Source organism: Streptomyces sp. NBC_01446, assembly GCF_026340095.1.
Taxonomy (GTDB): Bacteria; Actinomycetota; Actinomycetes; order Streptomycetales; family Streptomycetaceae; genus Streptomyces; species Streptomyces aureus.
This window is the reverse complement of record NZ_JAPEPO010000001.1, coordinates 4,968,642-4,985,791: the sequence shown is the minus strand read 5'-3', so window position 1 is coordinate 4,985,791 and position 17,150 is coordinate 4,968,642. Positions and strand designations below refer to the sequence as shown.

Here is a 17,150-nt window from a genome sequence, read left to right as displayed (position 1 = left end):
ACGAGGGCCGCCCAACCACGGGGGGGGAAGTGGGGCGGCCCTCGTACTCAACAGTAAGTTCCCGGCAGTGCGTGAGGGCACCAAGAGGGCCGAAGTTTGCTCGATCTGCACGCCCGGCGCGCGACCGTCACACACGCGTCTGCGCTGGTCACCGCCATGAAAGAGTCGTGCGGGCGGCACCACGCGGCCGCGCCCGTTCGGCTGGAGTCGATCGCTGTACCCACCCACGCGCGGCAGCCTGCCCCTCACCCCGACTGCACATCTAGCCCCCCGCCCCCTCTCCACCAAACACCCCGCCGCGCGCCGCCCGGTACGCAGCCTCGGCGCTCGCGCGGACCAGCCGTTCGTCGATGGAGCCCCGCATGATGAGGAGCCGGTAATAGAAGGGCGCGCTCAGGGCGGCGATGACTTCGTACGCGTCCGTGTCCGGCGGTACCTCACCCCGGTCCACCGCACGGTGAACCAGTGCCGTCACGACTTCGGTGCGCGCGACGAAAGCACCGCGCACAAGATCCGCGATATGCGGGTCGTACGCGGCGGCCGCCACCATCGCCTCGACGAGATTGCGGCTGCGCGGCTGGGCGTGGAACCCGGCGATGGCCTCGGCCAGCTCGTACAGATCCTGACGGAACTCGCCGGAGTCAGGCGTGGCGATGGTCTTGCTGTGCTGGGCCATCAGATCGACGACGACACCTTCGACGCTGCGCCAGCGGCGCCTGATCGTCGAGACGTGCACACCCGAGCGCGCCGCGAGCTTGTCGAGGGTGAGCCCGGCGAACCCGGTCTCGTCGAGCTCGTGCAGCGCGGCCGCGAGAACGGCCGCGCGTGTGCGGGCCGTACGTCCGCCGGGGCGGGCGGAGCCGTGCTGTGGTCGCTCAGTCATCGACGCCAAATGTAGACGCCGCCACACCAAGGCAAACGCCGAGCCGCGAGGCAGGCCCCAGCCGGTGGCCCGAGCCGTGCGCCGGACGCGCCCCACCCCAACACCAGTCCTATGGGCACCAGATCTTCACGTGCGGTCAGGACGATTCCTACCGGTTTCGCTTTGCGCGCCCGCTCGGCTTCCGGATAACGTGGCCACACCTTAATGCGCGGCGCGGAGCATTAGCGCGTCGCGCATGGGTGCACGGGGGAACGTGGGCCCGGGTCGAACCGGGCGCACACAACGGGGGATATCGTCACCGCTGCCGCCGCCGGCCTACGCCGCGCGGCAGCGGTGGCGCCACGCCGTAGCCGAACGCCCCACCCAACCGTGGAGCCCACGGAGGGCGCCGATGGCGCTGGCGCAGCAAGCATTGACGGATACCTGGGGTACGAGACTGGGCCCGCCTCCGACCAAGACGGAATGGGTCGAATTGGCGGCATCGAAGCCGTACTGACCGCATCGAGGTGTTCACGACGCGGTGGACCGCCACCCGGCCGGCCCCGCGATCAAAACCAAAGAACTCAGGGAGAGAACCTCCCCAACCACCCCCAGACCCCCGAGGCTCCCACGCCCCCGAGGCCACGCCTCACCCACAAGGGTGATCACACTCAACTCGACTTGCAGAAAGCCCCGTTCACACCTCACGCTCACCCAGAGCAGCACAACTCAAGAAAACAGAACGGCCCCCGCCGGGACGGCAATCCCAGTGCGAGGGCCTGACCACCAAGGAAGCAGAACCTTCCCGATGGCTGATCAGCAGCTTAGCGCGCCCCCGCGCCCGCAATCCGAGGTTCCCGCAGGCGGCATCCGCCACGAGAACCGCCGCCACCCGGACCGCTACACGGTGATCGGTAACCACCTCGCCCAACACCGCGAACTGTCCCTCATGGCCATCGGCTTGGCCGCACACATCCAGTCGCTCCCACGCGGAGCCAGCGCCACGATCAAGACGCTGGCGGCCCGCTTCCCGGAGGGCGAGGTCCGCATCGCGGCGGCGTTACGCGAACTGGAGGCCAAGGGCTACATCTCCCGCACCCGCGAACGCCTCCCGTCAGGCCGGGTAGTCACCCGCACGGTGTCGTACAACAACCCACAGGCGACGAAGTGCAGTTCCACGCCATCGAATCGAGCGCCCCGCGAGCCTGCCGGCGCGCCGCCGCCTCCCCGGCAACGCACGACACCACCGGCGCCTCCCGAACCGGAGGGTCCAGCCGCAGCCCTGCTCGCGGACCTACGGCGCCACGACCCTCGACTGCTCCTGGCCACCCGGGATGTACACCGTCTGGCGCCCGCAGTCACAGCGTGGCTGGACCGAGGCATCGCACCCGAAGCCGTACGCCGAACCCTCACAACCGGCCTGCCTGCGGAGCAGCTTCGCAACCCAGCAGCCCTCCTGTCCCACCGCCTCACGGAGCTCCTGCCGCCGCCCCTCCCCACAACGCCCCCGCGCCCGACAACACCACAACACACCACCCCAACCACGGCCCCACTCCAGAACTGCGACGGCTGCGACCGCGCCTTCCGCTCCCCGACCCCAGGGAAGTGCCGGTCGTGCCGAGACGCCACACAGGAGGCCGCCTAGTACTACAGCCGGTGGTCTTACGGTGAGTGAGCGCGGGCGGTTCGGGTGCGGTAGTGGCTGGTTCGGGCTCGGGTCTGGTGGCGGGTGCGCCAGCGGTGCCAGTGCATGGCCAGCCAGGTCCGGGCGGTGCGGGCGGGAGCGAGGACGATCCGGTCGTACAGGCGGCGGATCTCGTTCACGGTCGGGGGTCGGGAGTCATCGGTGGGGCGGGTATGAGCCGGCTCCGGACGGTGACGAGGAAGGCCATGGCGAGCATGCACACGGTGGTGTGCCGGTACCACGAGCACCATTTGCGTACCTCGTGCTCGTCCAGCCCCACCTGTCCCTTGGCGACCTGGAACGACTCCTCCACCATCCAGCGCTGTCCGGCGGCGACGACCATCTCGGCCAGGGTTGTGTCCAGGTGGGTGTGGCACAGGAAGTAGGCGATCTCCCGGACGAGTTCGCCGGTCTTCTTGTCCTTCTTGTTGGGCACGATCGAGCGGCGGATCAGCAGATGCCGCTCGAAGTCCCCTTCAGTGGTGGCGAGTTGGACGGTGGCCCAGTCGTACTCGCGCGGGCCCTTGGCGCCGTCCGCGCAGGGCCGGCGCTCGAAGGCGTCCTCGGGTACCAGCGCCCACAGCTCGCGGGCCTGCCGGGTGCGCCCGTCGGGCAGCGGCAGCACCTCATCTTTCGGGACGGCGAGCACGTAGCGGACGTGGTGTTCCTCCAGCCAGGCGCGCAGCGCCCGGCACTGCCCGTATGCCTCGTCGGCCAGGAAGTAGGTGAACGGCACCGAGGCCGCCAGCGCGCGCTCCAGCATCCGCCGGGCCAGCTCCGGTTTGGTGACCACCGCGCTCGCGCGTTCGGGCGGGATGCCCTGCTCGGCGCAGCGGCGTTCGTGCTCCACGGTGGTGCCGGCCCAGTTCCTGCCGAGGTAGAGCTCGGCGTCGATCAGAGTGCGACCCCGGCGGGATCCGTACGACAGGTGCACGCTGACCTGGGCATTCTCGACCCTGCCCGCAGTTCCGGTGTACTGCCGCTGGACACCGGCGGTCTTGGTGCCCTTCTTGATGTCGCCGGTCTCGTCCGCGATCAGCACCGCGTCGTCGTCGGCCAGGGCGTCGACCGCGACGGCGCGGACCCGGTCGCGCAGTTCGTCCGCATCCCACGCGGCCTTGGCCAAAAAGCCCTGCAGCCGGTCCGGGTTGGGGTGGCCGGCCGCCTCCGCGAGCTGCCACAGGTTCTTGCGCGGCACCTCGCTCAGCAGCCCACGCACCATCGCCCGCAGGTTCTCCCGGGAGGCCGGACGCGCAAACACATCGTCTACCGAGGCACACAACGCCTCCAGCTCCCCCTCAAGCTCCCGCACTTGGCCCTCGGCCAGCTCGTCCGTCCGCACCACACCAAGCGACAGTTTCAACCCCACGAACGGAGCAACGAGCCAACCATCGTCACGTCACGTGAACCACCGGCTGTAGTACTAGCCGTGCCATCACGCCGTGTCCACGTATGAGTTGTGGGATCTCGCCAACTGAGAACGCACAGTTTGGACTCAGGACTTAACGGAGAGCGGCAACAAATGCTCAAGTTTCTCGGGAGAAGCTATGTTCGAAGCGCATCCCATTTGCTCGGCTAGTTTCCGGGCCGCTGAGTGCGAGATGCGAGTCAGGAGCTCCGGCTTGTCCGAGTTGCGGTACGAATCCAGGCGCGAGGTCAGAGTATTGACGCTGAGCACCACGTCGCCCTGTTTGCCGGGCCCCACTGGACAACGCAGCCCCAGCCACACGCCGGCGTCAGAGGCACTGGCATAGGGGAGTTGTCCAGGCTTCCCGTTCTTGGAGAGGGGGAAGACCGTGCGGCTCTCGCTACTCGAAGTCTCATATTCCGACGGCTTCATGCGAATCCAGCGAGTGGAAATCTGAAATGTCCCTGAGGTGGATTTATCAGTGGAACGGAAGAGACAGAGGTAGACTCGCTTGCCATTTCTGGCTGGAATCGCTTCCTGCTCAAGCTGTCCGGCAGCCCGAGCAATGGGCTGCACCTTTAGTGTTTCGTCCTCGTCGGAGTCGCTGAATCCCTTGGAGCGAGTAATCTGCTCCACCGCGGATCCGCCACTCTTTCCCAGAATTCCATCACAGATCTGAGAGGCCGATCGTCCTTGCGCTGCCGACGACTTGGCCGTGCCACTGGCACCGTCCGGCGAGCTCGAGCAGCCGCCCAGTACCAAGGCCGCTATGGCCAGAGACAGCGAGAGAGTTGACTTCTTCACTGCAGTTCTCATGCAAGCGGCCTTACTGGGGAGTGGGGAGCTGACCGACGTTCTCTTGGTTCTGGCTTCCGCGCGTGTATCCGAGGTTCTGGGCCCTGATCAGCGCTTCGTTCAGGTCCTGGTATTTGTCCCGTGGCCACTTGTCGGACTCATCAGCACGCTCCAGCAGCGAGTAGCCTGGCTGCCAGGATGCCTTGTTACCACTGGCGAAGATGTCGTTGCCATCCGCATGGGATTTCTCGGAGTTATCTCGGTGATGCGCCTCCGCATACTGGTCCAAGTTGTGTTCGATGAGAGCACCGGTCACACCTTCGGCCTGGCCGCTTGCGATGGGAACGACGGTCGCGGCCAATCCAGTCGCCGGCTCGGGGACAAGAGAGAAGAATCCACCGGTAACGACGCCCGAGATGACCTTGTCTCGTTCGATGCGAGCATCAACGGCATCATTATATTTCTTGTCCGCCTCGACGCCTTCGGCCTTGACCTCCTCCACTCGCGACTTGTCCAGGACCCCTTGGACTTCAGCCCCTGTCCGAATCGACGTTTCGGCTTGCGTCGAGTTCACATCGCCATCGGCTTCGATCGTGGGCGGGTGAGCGTCGGTCAATGAAGTGGTGTACACCTGCTGGGCGGTGCCCAAGCTTGCATATCCATCCGGGTCTTGACCGACAGCGCTGATGAACTTCGTGACGTCGAAGTTCCCCTCATTGAAGTGAGCGCGCTCGCTCAGGGAACTGCGTTCCCCGTTGTCCATCGCGTAAAGCGACTTGTCTCCCCCACCGTTCATGGCCCAGTTGATATCGTCGATATAAGCGGAGCCGATTTTACCGAGGCTGTCCCCGATGCCTTGTTGCTTCTGCATCAGTTGCGCACCGCTGAGTCCGGTCTGCTTGTCGTCCTTGTACTCTGCGTCCTGTCCGTATCGCTGCACAACACTCTCGGCGACCTTGGCAGTGTCGGCGTCACGATGGAGCTCGGGCGGATGCGTGTCGTATGCGGCGCCGGTTGTTGCCGACTCCAGCGCATGCCCCAGCGAGTCGTACCCCGCGATGGTTTTGGCTCCGGTCTCGGCGTAATCCTTGGGCCACTCGCGTTCCTCGGTGAGGTAATCGAAATTCTTGCCCTCGTTGAAGAACTCGGTGGACGCCTCCGCGTTGTGGCCAAGGCCCTCCATGAACCCGGTCATCGGGTCCGTACCCGCGTCATTGGACGCCCCGTAGTGAAGCCTCTCGTAACCACTCGTCTTGTCCCACGGCAGGACGTCCTCACGCGTCTTGTGGCGCTGAAGGCCGGCGTACTCATCGGACTTATGCTTCTTCTCGTAGTCGATCAGCTCGGTGCCGTAGTCATGCATGAAGTCCTTGTCGAACGTCCCATTTCGCATGAAGTTACTCATGACCTGGAAGCCGTAGACCGGGTTCTGGCCGTTGGGACGGACGTTTGTCCCGCCATTCGCGATGACGTCGCTCTTCCACTTCTGCATGGCGTCGCTGTCGGAGTGACTTGCTGTGGCGAGCGTGGTGCCGAGCTGCTTCTCGAGACCACCGAGGAGCCTCATCCGTTGCTTCTGTTCGTCGGACAAGCCTTGCCGGGAACGAGGGTTCACAGCAAATTGGGAGTCGTCGGCTGCTTCCGCGTAGAACTGCATCACCCTCTTGGCGCCGACGTCGGTCGCGATCTTCTCGGCGAAGAGCGGATCGTTCTTGTACTTGGCGAGGGCCGTATTGAGCGAGTTGAGCTCGGTGTTGCTGATGTCGTCCGGATCCTTCTTCAGGATCCTGGAGATTTCGTCGGCCTTCTTGATGGCCTCGGCAGCCTCGTCACGGTTCTCGTAACTGACGCCAGAGAACCCGTACTTGGCCTGGTCGACGATGAGGCGAAGAGCTTCAGCGGCGGTCCTGTCGCTTTCCGCCGCCTTGGTGAGGATGCCCTCGATCTGGGTCTTGAGGCTCTCCAGCGCACCGGCGGGAGGTTCGGGGACGGGCGGGCCCTGGCCGACGAGCGGAGGCGGGCCCTGGACGCGGAACGTTCCGTTGCCCGTGTCGGTGACCGAGAGGCTGTTCTTCCTTCCGCCCTCGATGGCCTCGTTGAGCTGGGTACGGAAGTCCTTCAACTCTCCATGGGTGTCCGAGAGGATATTGGTGATGGTCTCGGCCTGCGTGTGGGCATCACCATATTCACCGGCGGTCTTGTCGATGAATTCCCGCGAGACGGTGGCGTTCACCCCAGCCCAGCTGGCTCCGTCTGCCTTCTTCTTGAGATTCTGCTCGGCGTCGTTCTTGAGAGTCAGCAGCTTCTTGGTCATCTGCTCCCAGTCGGTGATCGCCTCACCGAGCTGGCTGAAGTTGCCGAAACGGAGCATGTCGAGGTCCATCAGCGGTCCTTCCGCTCGTCAAAGCCCTTGTCGAGCTGCGAAATGCTGCTGATGGTGCCTGCGATGTAGACCTCGTCCTTGGCGTGTGCGCCCTTCGTGTAGTCGAGATGATTGGAGATGTGGGCGGTGGCGTCGAGGAGAGACTGGACCTGATCGACCCAATGCTCGGCGACGTGGTCCAGCGCCCCGCCGATCTCAAACCCCTGGCTCTTCAGGCCGCCCGCCGCTTTCATGGAGGCGATGCGCGCGTGATCGCTGTAGCGCCCGAAGTCCTGGTGGAGCTTGTACGCCGCATCACCCACCGCGGCCAGCTCCTTCTGACTTACCCGCAGGTCTCCCTGGGTATTTCCACCGCCGCTCCCCGGCTCAGGTGCCAGCTGGTTCAACTGCATCTTTGCGGAGCTTTTCTCGGCTGCCTGAGCTTTGAGCTGCTCCCACTCGTCCCACGCCATGCGGTAGTCGCCTCCCCCGTGCCCGACTGGCCGACATCCGATCGTGGCCACGTGGGGAGCAAAGTACCAAAGGAGAGTCCTGATCAGGTTTCGGGGATGCAAAGATGTCGTGCATTTGCACGTGCATGGTTGGCGATGGTACGACCGATCGACTGCGCTTCCCCAGGTATGGAATTCACTGAACTCGCCTACCACTCAGGGTCTGTGCGTACTCAGGTGGCGAAATCTGCAATCCGTACGTGGACGCGGCGTGATGGCCTGCTCATCCCCGCTTGAGTGCAACAAGATCGATCCCTGATGATCAAGGTTCTCGTAGTCTTTGATCACGGGCACGGGCACGGACCCGCCTCGCCATCCGTCGCGAGTGCTCCCTGACCCGCTCTGGGTGCGGGGCCGCCGTTACCAACCGCGACGCTCACACTGCGCCTGCTGCCTGTGCTAGGCAGTGCCATCACGCTGGCGGCCATCGTCCTGCTGCGACTTGCAGGGAACAGGTGCGGGGGCCGTTGGGTCAGCGTGGAGGTATGCGGAGGTCTATTGCTGAGCAGCGCTTCGCTTACGGCTCCCGGTAAGCCCGACATCGACGCCGGCTGGTCGGCATGCGACTGCCTCTCGCTGTTCCTCGCGCCGTGTGTGTCCGGTGACCAACGGCCCTCCCGGGCCATCGTTGGGACGGTCGCCTTGATGACTTTCGCCCGCAGGACATCAGCCTCGCGTTGTCGGTCCCGGCTCCTTCGGGCTGCTGTACGGCGAGTTCGGGTCGTGGCTCACGGGGTGGTTCTGCGGAGGGCCGTATGGCTGGTACCGCGGCTGCCCGAGGCCAGGGGCAGGGGAGGCCTGCGGGTACGCGGGTGGTTGCTGAGCGGTGCGGTTCTTGCGGCTGCGGGCAACCCCGAGGGCGACGCCCGCGGTGATCACTACCGCGGCGCCCACGCCGATGCCGGTCCACAGGGGGGTGTTGCTGTCATCGCCGTTGGACGCGGCGGCGGCCGCAGCGGACTTGTCGGCGTTCGTGCCCTTGGAGGGGGCAACGGACGGTGACTTGGGGGCTGCGACGGGGTAGTCGGGGAGCGGGTACTTGTCGGCCGCGCCCGGGTTTCCCGGGGTCTTCAGGGCGATGCGGGGGCGGACGATTCCGTACCCGATGCCGTCGTTTCGCTTGGCGCCGTCCGTCGGGCCACCGATGGTGTTGAGCATGACCCGGAGTACCTGGTTATTGGTCCAGTTCGGGTGCTTGGACCAGATCAGAGCGGCGCTGGCGGAGGCGATAGCGGTGGCGTCACTGGTTCCGTCCGTCTTACAGAGGCCGGTTTTCCCTCCACATGCATGGAGCATGTCTTCACCGGGCGCGGCCATGTCGACCTGAGCTCCGTGTGTCGACCACGCCGCCCGGTGGAGATTCTTCCCGATGGCCCCAACGCCGACTACGCCCGGTGTGGCTGCTGGAAAGCCGAGGGAATTGTCCTTGTCACCGTCATTTCCAGTACCGGCAAAGATCAACACACCCTTCTTCAAGGCGAAGTCGACGGCTTTGGTGATCTTCGGAAAATCCCCCGGTTCCCCGGAGATGGCTTGAGAGATGTTGACGACCCGTGCTCCATGATCCGCCGCGTAGTGAATCGCCGTTGCTACGGAGTCTTCGAATTTGGCCTCGGAATCCCACTTGTTCGCGGACTTCGTCACGTCGGGCAGTCGGATCGGCATGATCTTCGTGCCCGGAGCGAGGCCAAAGGAGCCCTGTCCGCCGCCGTACGCCCCGGTTCCGGCAATGAGACCTGCCATGCCCGTCCCGTGACCGTTCCGGTCGGTGGTCTCATCGCCGGCTTCGTCGGTAGCCAGGTCCTCGCCCTGTACGATGCGGCCTTGCAAATCCGGGTTCGACGGATCAACACCCGTGTCGACGACAGCGACGGTAACGCCCTTGCCTGTGCTGGTCTTCCACATGCTGTCGGCCTGCATGGCGTCCAGGAACCACTGCTGGGGTCGCGTCGAGCCAGCGTGTGCGGAAGTAGTCGCCGTACCCACCAACAGCAAACCGAGGGCGGCCGCTGCTGCCGCACCGCGGCGTCGGTGACGAGTGCTGGTGGTGGGCATGCGCTACCTCTCGTTATTCCTGGTCACGTCGTCGACGACCGGCGGCACGTGGCGACGCGCATCAGACTGCCACGTCGACTCGTCCTCCGTCAGATAGTCAGGGCGAGCATCGCTCTCTTCACCACGGCGTGAGCCGGGCCGGGCGTTGTGAGGAGCTCCTCCAGTACCCGTCGAGCGGCCGGTCTGGTTCGCGCCGTGGGTATCATCCGTGGAACCACCTGACACTCCGCCCTGGCCACGTACCAACCCCGTACCGCCCGAGCTGAACGAGCGCGCGCCGGACCTGCCCGATGGCGACTGCGGCCGCCCACCGACGATGCCGCCCTTCGCACCAGTAGCCCCAGTGACCGCCCGGCCCGAATTTGCGCCTCGCGTACCGGAGGCCCCGGTGACCGTGGGCTTGCCGGTCACGGGCCCCTGGCCGGCCGGACCACGGCCGCTACCGGTGGAAGACTCGCCGCCCATGACTGTGCCGCGCGGAATTCCCTTTGCGGGCCTGCCGGTTACAGGTTGTGGACGGCCTCCCGCCACACCGTTGTTCGTCGGCAGCCGACCAGGAGCTCCGGGGGTTCCCGCACGTCCAGTGGCCGTGGCGCTCGGGCCCTGTGCCATCGGACCACCACGCATCCCAGGGGTGGCCGGACGCCCCGTTGCCTGCGGCGTCGCAGTCCTCCCCGTTCCGCCCGTCGTGGCCGACGGTGTGCCGCCCCGCCCGTTGATACCTGGCGTTCCGATCACACGTCCGCCGACCGGCGTCCCGAAGGTCGGGGAGCTGGGCCCGACGCTGGGGACCCCCGTGGGCGAAGGCGTTGGCGTGTGCCCCACCGTCTGCGTAGGAGTTACCTGAGGCGCATCCGGAAGCGTTCCGACCGAGTCGATACCCATCCGTGCGGGAGGTTCTACGACCTCGGGTGTGACGGCCGCGTGCCCGGATCCAGCGCCCGCACCCACCGCTTCCACGCCTGCCGACCGTGAAGGGGCCGCGCTCGCCGCGGATCCGCTGTGGGCTGACGGGGCCGCCACGGCGCCCCCCGACGAGGTGGCAGCTCCTCCCGTCCCTGGGCGAGCCACGTCAGTTGAGGAACGGTCGATATCAGGGTCTTGGATGGCGGTGGGCGGCGGTGGAAACTTAGGCCTGTCCAGCGAGTCCATCTGCGAAGAAGACAGCGAATAAGCCTGCCCCAGCTTCGTCATCTCGGCAGCTGCCTCAAGGCGGACCTTCTCCCGGTCGGCCTTGAGAGCGGCGAGTTCGCTCGACGACTTTGACGCAACTGCCTGGGCATCCGGGTCGTTGTGCGCGGCGTGTGCCGCATCGAGGTTCGCCTTGGCGCTCGGCATGTCCCGGGGAATCGAGGCCTGGGCGGTGCCGATCGCGGTGGCCGCCTGCCCCATCCACTTGGACGAGTCCTGGCTGAAGTCGCCGAGCCGGACTGTCGCGTTGGCCAGATCGGCTGCCCATCCGCGGAAGGCATCCGCACCCTCGCCCTTCCAACTGACCCACTGCGGACGGATCTTCAGGTCGTCCGCGATCTTGTGAATCTCCTTGGCAGCAGACGCGAGCCGACCCGCTGCCGCCTGGACCTCGCCACTGTTGGCCTGGTCGAGCCACTCCAGCATCTGCTCATGAGTGAGGCCCGAGAACTGGGTACCTCCACTGCCACTGCTGCCGCCGTCAATCGGTGCTTCTGCCATCAGATCGCTCCGCCCGTATCGCCGCCCGAAGAACCGTCTGCGGGCGAGTCCGTGCCGCCCTTGCCGGAGCCGCCGGTGGAACCGTCGTCACTATTCTTGTGGGTCGGCGGCTCGTACTCTCCGCCGTAATGCCGCGTCGTCTCGGCGCTGATCGCCTGCATCCGACGCCGGATATCGTCATCGATGTTGGCGTAGCCCTTGTGCGAGGCCATCACCGCGATGCCCATGCCCTCGATGGAGTCGGACAGCAATTTCGAGAGGTTCTCCAGTTCGCTGATCACCGTCGAGTACGACGAGTGGAGACCGGACGCTTCCTTGAACCCGCCGTCGCCACCACCGAACTGCTGCCGGGCCAGCACCTCCTGGCCGACCTTTTGCGGACCGGCAGGCGAGCCCTTCAAGTCCTTGACCAACTGGTCCACGCGCTCCTGGAACTTGGTGAACGACTCCAGCTCGGTGACAACCTCCCCCACCGCCGCCTGCGCCGCCCCCACCGCTCCGAGTACGCCGAAGAAGGCCCACGGTGAGCCGTCGCTGCCGCCGCCCTTGTCCGCTGCCTCTGCCATCGCGTCCTCCCCGTTCCCCGCGTCCCCGTGTCCCGTACATCGCCGAGCCGCGCCGGCCAGCGTCGTTCAGACCGCTCGTCCCGTCACGTCGCCCGCCGAAGGTCCATCGACCGGCGCCCTCGTCTACGAAGTCTCGACAACAACTCTAGCCATGCGCACTGTCAGTTCACACGCGGCCTGTGGCAGAGACCATCAACATCGCGTCACACAACGACACGTCGTGTCACAACTTGCAACGGGCAAGGAGGGACAGCCTGTTGACGCCAGCCATCGTCGGGTCGGCCGTGCTCGTCACCAACGTCACTCACCTGTGGGCCGGACCGGAGAGGATCAGTCCGTCGACACCATCGCCGGAGCGGACGCGTTCGTCACCACTGCCGCCTGCGGGCGGATCGGGAGGCGGTTGACGGGGCGGCCCGTGGCCGCGCGGACCGCTGAGGCCACTGCCGCCGGGGACGCGACCACCGGGACCGCGCTTGCCGCCTTCGCTCCGAAGGGGGCCACCACGTCCCGTTCCTCGACCAGTTTGACGATGCGGATGTCGGGGGCGTCCAGGGACGTCGGGAGCGCGTAGCCCGTGAAGTCGGGGTGGCGGACCAGGCCCCTGGGAGTGCGGAGGTTCTCCGTGAGGGCCGCGCCCACGCCCTGCGTGACGCCCGCTTCGATACGGGCCGCCAGCTGGACGGGGTTGAGGACCCGGCCCACGTCCTGGGCGACCGCCAGTTCCACCACCCGCACCGAGCCGAGTTCGATGTCCACGTCGACCACCGCGCGGATCGCGCAGAACGCGAGGCCCACGAACGCGTCGCCCTGGCCGTCGGCGTCGAGGGGTTCGGTGGGGTGCGGGCGGCACTGGGCCGTGGCCCACAGTTCCTTGCCGTCCATCGCCTCGGTGACCGTCGTCGACAGGACTCCGTCGTACGACGTGATCTTGCCGTCGGCGATCTGGAGCAGCTCCGTGGACATGCCGAACTTGTGCGCCAGGGGCTGGAGAAGCTGGGTGCGGACCATTTTCGCGGCGCGTTCGACCGCTCCGCCGGAGACCCACGTGTGGCGGCCGCGGCAGCCGGGGCCGGCCGGCGGCTGGTCCGTGTCGACCGGGGCGACCTGGACCTCGTCGATGCCGAGGGTGTCCTGGACGATCTGCCTCGCCAAAGTGGTAAAACCCTGGCCGGTTTCCACGGCAGCGCAGATGACCGTCGCCACGCCGTCGTGGACCTTCACCGTCGCCGTCGACACCTCGTCGGTGCCTTCCGCGCCGAGCATGTGCACCATGCCGATGCCGTAGCCGACACCGCGGCGCACCGCACCCGGTTCGCCCGCGCCCTCGGGGCCGCCGGGCAGCAGCCAGTCCGCCTCGGGGGTGTCCCTGGGCAGCTCCGGCAGCGGGAAGTCCCGTACCGCGCCCAGCAGTTCCGCGACCGGCGCCGGGCACGTCACCGTCTGCCCGGTCGGGAGTACGTCGCCCGTCGCCATGGCGTTGCGCAGGCGCAGCTCCGCCGGGTCGATGCCGAGTTTCTTCGCCAGCTTGTCCATCTGCGCCTCGTACGCGGCGCAGACCTGGAGGGCGCCTTCTCCGCGTACGTGACCGGAGGGCGGGTTGTTGGTGCGTACCGCCCAGCCCTCGATGAAGGCGTGCGGAACGACGTACGGGCCGCAGGCGAAGGAGACCGCGGCGGCGAGCGCCTCCGAGGACGTGTCGGCGTACGCGCCCGCGTCGAGGAGGATCTGCGCCTCGACCTTGACCAGCTTGCCCTCGGCGTCCGCGTGGTGGCGGTAGCGCAGGAGGGTGGGGTGGCGGTGGGCGTGACCGAGGAAGGACTCCTCGCGCGTAGCGGTGAGTTTGACCGGGCAGCCGGTCCTCAACGCGAGCAGTCCGAGCGGGAGTTGGAAGCTCTGGTCCTCGCGGTCGCCGGTCGCGCCGGGCACGCCCGTGACGACGACCTTCACGCGCTCGGGTTCGAGGCCGTAGCGGGCGGCGGCGAGGTCGCGGTCGCCGTGTGGGTCGGTGGAGGCGATGTAGAGCTCCACTCCCCCGTCGGGCCGCGGGACGGCGAGGCCGGCCTCGGCGCCGATGGGGGCCGGGTCCTGGCGGCCGATGCGGTACTGGCCCTCGACGACGATTTCGCCGACCGCGTCCTGGTCGCCGTGGCGCAGGGGGATGTGGCGGATCAGGTTGCCGTCGGGGTGCAGGGGCTCGGCGGCGAAGGACTGTTCCGGGTCGGTGACCGGTTCGAGCACCTCGTACTCGACGAGGACGGCCGCGGCCGCCATGCGCGCGGTGTCCGGGTGGTCGGCGGCGACGGCCGCGATGGCCTCGCCGTGGTGGCGTACGACGTCGGAGGCGAACACCGGGCGGTCCGCGGCGCGGTGACCGGGAAGCGGCGCTCCGGGGACGTCCTCGTGCGTGATGACGGCGCGTACGCCGGGCATCTCACGCGCGTGGGTGGTGTCGATGGAGAGGATGCGCGCGTGCGGGTGCGGGGAGCGCAGGACGGCCGCCCACAGCAGGCCCTCGGCCCACAGGTCGGCGGCGTACGGGAAGGTGCCCTCCGTCTTGGCGCGCGCCTCGGCGGGCGGCAGGGAGGCCCCGAGGCCGTGCGGCAGTGGCTCCTCCACGGGGGGCGCGGTGGCTGTTGCTTCGTCACTCACGCCAGGCCTCCGTCCTGAATACCTTCGGTCGCGCTGGGTCCCGCCTGGTGCGGGATGCGGGCCTCGCCCCCGGCGTCACCCGCGAAGGCGGTCGGGCCCGTCGAGTCCGTCGCGGTGGTCGCGCCCGTCGCCGTCGCCTCGCGTTCGGTGACGACCTGCTGGACGGCGTCCAGGATCCCGCGGTAGCCGGAGCAGCGGCACAGGTTGCCGCACAGCGCCTGGCGGGCCTCCAGTTCGGTGGGGGCGGGGTTGCCCTCGAGGAGGTCGTGCACGGTCATCGCCATGCCGGGCACGCAGAATCCGCACTGGACGGCACAGCGGGCGGCGAGGGCGCGCTGCACGTCGGAGGGCTGCCCGTCTGCGGCCAGACCCTCCACGGTGCGTACTTCGCTGCCGGCGGCGGTGGCGCCGGGCACGAGGCAGGAGGCCACGAGACGGCCGTCGACCTGCACGTTGCAGGCACCGCACTCGCCCTGCGAGCAGCCGTCCTTGGCCCCGGCGAGGCCGAGGCGCTCGCGCAGGACGTAGAGCAGGGACTCGCCGATCCAGGCGCCGGTGACGGGACGGTCGGTGCCGTTGACCCGCAGGACGTAGGAAGCGAGGGGGTGGTCGTCGTGGAGAGGGGCGACCACGGCGTCGGGGGCGGGCCCGTCGGCGGCGGCGTCCTCAGGAGCGGGGGCTTCGGTGACCTCAGGGGTCTCTTCGACCACAGGAGCCGCAGGAGCCGCCGGAGCCGGAGAGTCCTCCGGGACCTCATGGACCTCATGGACTTCATGGACCTGCGAAGCCTCGGGAGTCGGCACCCGCACCGGCTCCTCCGCCGACTCGGCGGCGACGTCCGCGAAGGCGTGCGCCTCGCCGTCCGCCGTCCCGAACGGCTCGGGTCCGCCGTGTTCGCCGCGTTCGCCATGTACGGCGTGTATGCCGCTTACATCCACCTGCGCCGGCTCCGGCGCGACCTCAGGCGCGACTTCGGGCTCGGCCTCAGGCTCGAACTCGGGCTCGAACTCGTCCTCCGGAACGCCCCGCGAAGGCTCCCGTGCCCACTCCTCCGCCGCCCAGGGCGCCACCGCGCCCCCCGGCAGCGTCGCCGGAGGCGTCCGGCCCCACTGCGCGGCGATGGACGATGTGGTGAACTCGCCCGACTCGTCTGGAAGATCCCCTTCGGCGATGACCGGAATCGACCACTGCCCGGTCTGTCCCGCCTGCCCCGCCGGTTCGGCCACCGCATCGCCGTGGGCGGGGGGCGCCTGGTGCCCGGCGTCCGAGAAGTTCCACTGCCCGGTCACTCCGGCCCCGTGACCGTACGAAGGCATCGCCTCCGGAGCGGCCGGCTCGGCGTGTTCGGCGGGTTCGGCAGGTTCGGGCCAGTGCACCTCGCCGGTCGCCGCGCCCGTGGGCGCCGCCTGTGCGCCCGTCACGTCGGGCGGCAGCACCCACACACCCGTCGCCGCCGGGTCCGTGGCCGCGGGGCCGCCGGGCGCGATGGTGATCTGCGGCGGTACGTAACCGTGTCCCGGCGCGGCCAGCGGCACGTCGGGCAGGCCACCCTCGGGGAGTTGCACGAAGGCGGTGGCGTCCGCGTCGTAGTCGCCCTGGGGCAGCGGCTCCCAGCCGCCGCCCTGGTGGCCACCGTGGTTGTGCTCGTCAGTCACGACAGCGCCCTCCCAAGTGCACGTCGGGCCAGCGCGGCGACCGTGCGCCGCAGGTGCAGTACGGCGGGCGGCAACTGTTCCTGGGTGCCGTCCGGGGCCGGGGCGGCGTCGGGGATGCAGGCCGCGGCGACGTACTCGCCGAATGCGGTCAGCGCCTCGGGCACGAGCGTCCGCTCGCCGTCCCAGTCGATGAGCGAGGCCACCCACTGCTCGGCCTCCAGGGGCCGCAGCGGCATGGGCGCGACGGCGCCGACCGCGCACCGCACGCCGCGTCTCGCGGGGTCGAGGACGAGCGCGACGGACGCGAGGGCGCGTCCGGGGCCGGTACGGCCGGTGGCCTTGAGGAAGGTCTGCGGGGCGTGCAGGAGCGGCACGCGTACGAAGCCGATGAGTTCGCCGGGGCTGAGCATCTCCATGCCCGCGAGCAGGTGGGAGACGGGGACCTCGCGCCGGGCGCCGCCGGGGCCCGCGATGACGAGGGTGGCTTCGAGGGCGGCCAGGACGGGCAGGGTGTCGCCGGTCGCCGCGGCGGAGGCGATGTTGCCGCCGAGGGTGCCCGCGTTACGGATCTGGGGCGGCCCGGCGGCGCGGGCCGCGGCCGCGAGCGCGGGGATCAGAGCGGCGAAGTCGGGGCGCCCGATGCGGGCGTGGGTGAGGCCGGCGCCGAGCAGAGCGTGACCGTCCTGATACTGCCAGCCGCGGATCTCGCTGATGCGGCCGAGGCCGACCAGGGCGGCGGGGCGCAGCAGTCCGGCGTTGACCGAGGCCATCAGGTCGGTGCCGCCCGCGACCGGGACCGCGGCGGGCATGGCGGCGAGTGCTGCCACGGCCTCGTTGAGCGAGCCCGGGAGCGTCACGGCCTGCGTTGCGTGCGTGGTCAAACCGGCTGCCCCTTCCCGATGTCCGG

At 68.2% G+C, this 17,150-nt stretch carries 11 protein-coding genes; all 11 read right to left on the bottom strand.

Translation table 11 applies throughout. The features are described from left to right. Positions 1 to 262 precede the first annotated feature (262 nt). The 11 genes from OG456_RS22320 to OG456_RS22265 all read right to left on the bottom strand — a co-directional run bounded on the left by OG456_RS22320 (position 263) and on the right by OG456_RS22265 (position 17,124). Entirely contained in the window at positions 263 to 883 is a 621-nt protein-coding gene (locus OG456_RS22320) for a TetR/AcrR family transcriptional regulator C-terminal ligand-binding domain-containing protein (RefSeq protein WP_266563688.1), read from the bottom strand. Positions 884 to 2,524: 1,641 nt separating this feature from the next. Beyond that, positions 2,525 to 2,686 carry a hypothetical protein gene (locus tag OG456_RS22310; protein WP_164324575.1) on the bottom strand — a complete coding sequence of 54 codons (162 nt, stop codon included), beginning with the start codon at positions 2,684 to 2,686 and terminating at the stop codon, positions 2,525 to 2,527. Next, positions 2,683 to 3,915, bottom strand: a complete 1,233-nt coding sequence (locus OG456_RS22305; RefSeq protein ID WP_266556846.1) for an IS701 family transposase — start codon at positions 3,913 to 3,915, stop codon at positions 2,683 to 2,685. The genes OG456_RS22310 and OG456_RS22305 overlap by 4 nt, the downstream gene beginning before the upstream one ends. Before the next feature lie 126 nt (positions 3,916 to 4,041). After that, the gene (locus tag OG456_RS22300; RefSeq protein ID WP_266563684.1) at positions 4,042 to 4,758 is read right to left on the bottom strand and encodes a hypothetical protein; all 717 of its coding nucleotides are present in this window, start codon (positions 4,756 to 4,758) and stop codon (positions 4,042 to 4,044) included. A 22-nt stretch (positions 4,759 to 4,780) separates the two neighbouring features. Then, positions 4,781 to 7,132 (bottom strand): hypothetical protein, encoded by a 2,352-nt coding sequence (locus OG456_RS22295; RefSeq protein WP_266563682.1) that lies wholly within the window; start codon positions 7,130 to 7,132, stop codon positions 4,781 to 4,783. Continuing rightward, positions 7,132 to 7,584, bottom strand: a complete 453-nt coding sequence (locus OG456_RS22290; RefSeq protein ID WP_266563680.1) for a hypothetical protein — start codon at positions 7,582 to 7,584, stop codon at positions 7,132 to 7,134. Before OG456_RS22290 ends, OG456_RS22295 begins: the two co-directional genes overlap by 1 nt. Positions 7,585 to 8,289: 705 nt before the next feature. Further along, on the bottom strand, positions 8,290 to 9,543 hold the full coding sequence (mycP, locus tag OG456_RS22285; protein ID WP_323136347.1) for a type VII secretion-associated serine protease mycosin: 1,254 nt from the start codon (positions 9,541 to 9,543) through the stop codon (positions 8,290 to 8,292). Positions 9,544 to 11,369: 1,826 nt separating this feature from the next. Then, positions 11,370 to 11,936 (bottom strand): hypothetical protein, encoded by a 567-nt coding sequence (locus OG456_RS22280; RefSeq protein WP_266563676.1) that lies wholly within the window; start codon positions 11,934 to 11,936, stop codon positions 11,370 to 11,372. Positions 11,937 to 12,266: 330 nt separating this feature from the next. After that, complete coding sequence (locus tag OG456_RS22275) at positions 12,267 to 14,588, bottom strand: xanthine dehydrogenase family protein molybdopterin-binding subunit (protein WP_266563674.1); 2,322 nt, start codon at positions 14,586 to 14,588, stop codon at positions 12,267 to 12,269. Beyond that, positions 14,585 to 16,243 (bottom strand): 2Fe-2S iron-sulfur cluster-binding protein, encoded by a 1,659-nt coding sequence (locus tag OG456_RS22270; RefSeq protein WP_266563672.1) that lies wholly within the window; start codon positions 16,241 to 16,243, stop codon positions 14,585 to 14,587. Before OG456_RS22270 ends, OG456_RS22275 begins: the two co-directional genes overlap by 4 nt. Continuing rightward, on the bottom strand, positions 16,240 to 17,124 hold the full coding sequence (locus OG456_RS22265; RefSeq protein WP_266563671.1) for a xanthine dehydrogenase family protein subunit M: 885 nt from the start codon (positions 17,122 to 17,124) through the stop codon (positions 16,240 to 16,242). Before OG456_RS22265 ends, OG456_RS22270 begins: the two co-directional genes overlap by 4 nt. Positions 17,125 to 17,150 lie beyond the last annotated feature (26 nt).

Coding starts and splice junctions, on each gene's coding strand:
- OG456_RS22320 (WP_266563688.1), bottom strand. CDS start 883: ATGACTGAGCGACCACAGCACGGCTCCGCCCGCCCCGGCGGACGTACG.
- OG456_RS22295 (WP_266563682.1), bottom strand. CDS start 7,132: ATGGACCTCGACATGCTCCGTTTCGGCAACTTCAGCCAGCTCGGTGAG.
- OG456_RS22290 (WP_266563680.1), bottom strand. CDS start 7,584: ATGGCGTGGGACGAGTGGGAGCAGCTCAAAGCTCAGGCAGCCGAGAAA.
- mycP (WP_323136347.1), bottom strand. CDS start 9,543: ATGCAGGCCGACAGCATGTGGAAGACCAGCACAGGCAAGGGCGTTACC.
- OG456_RS22280 (WP_266563676.1), bottom strand. CDS start 11,936: ATGGCAGAGGCAGCGGACAAGGGCGGCGGCAGCGACGGCTCACCGTGG.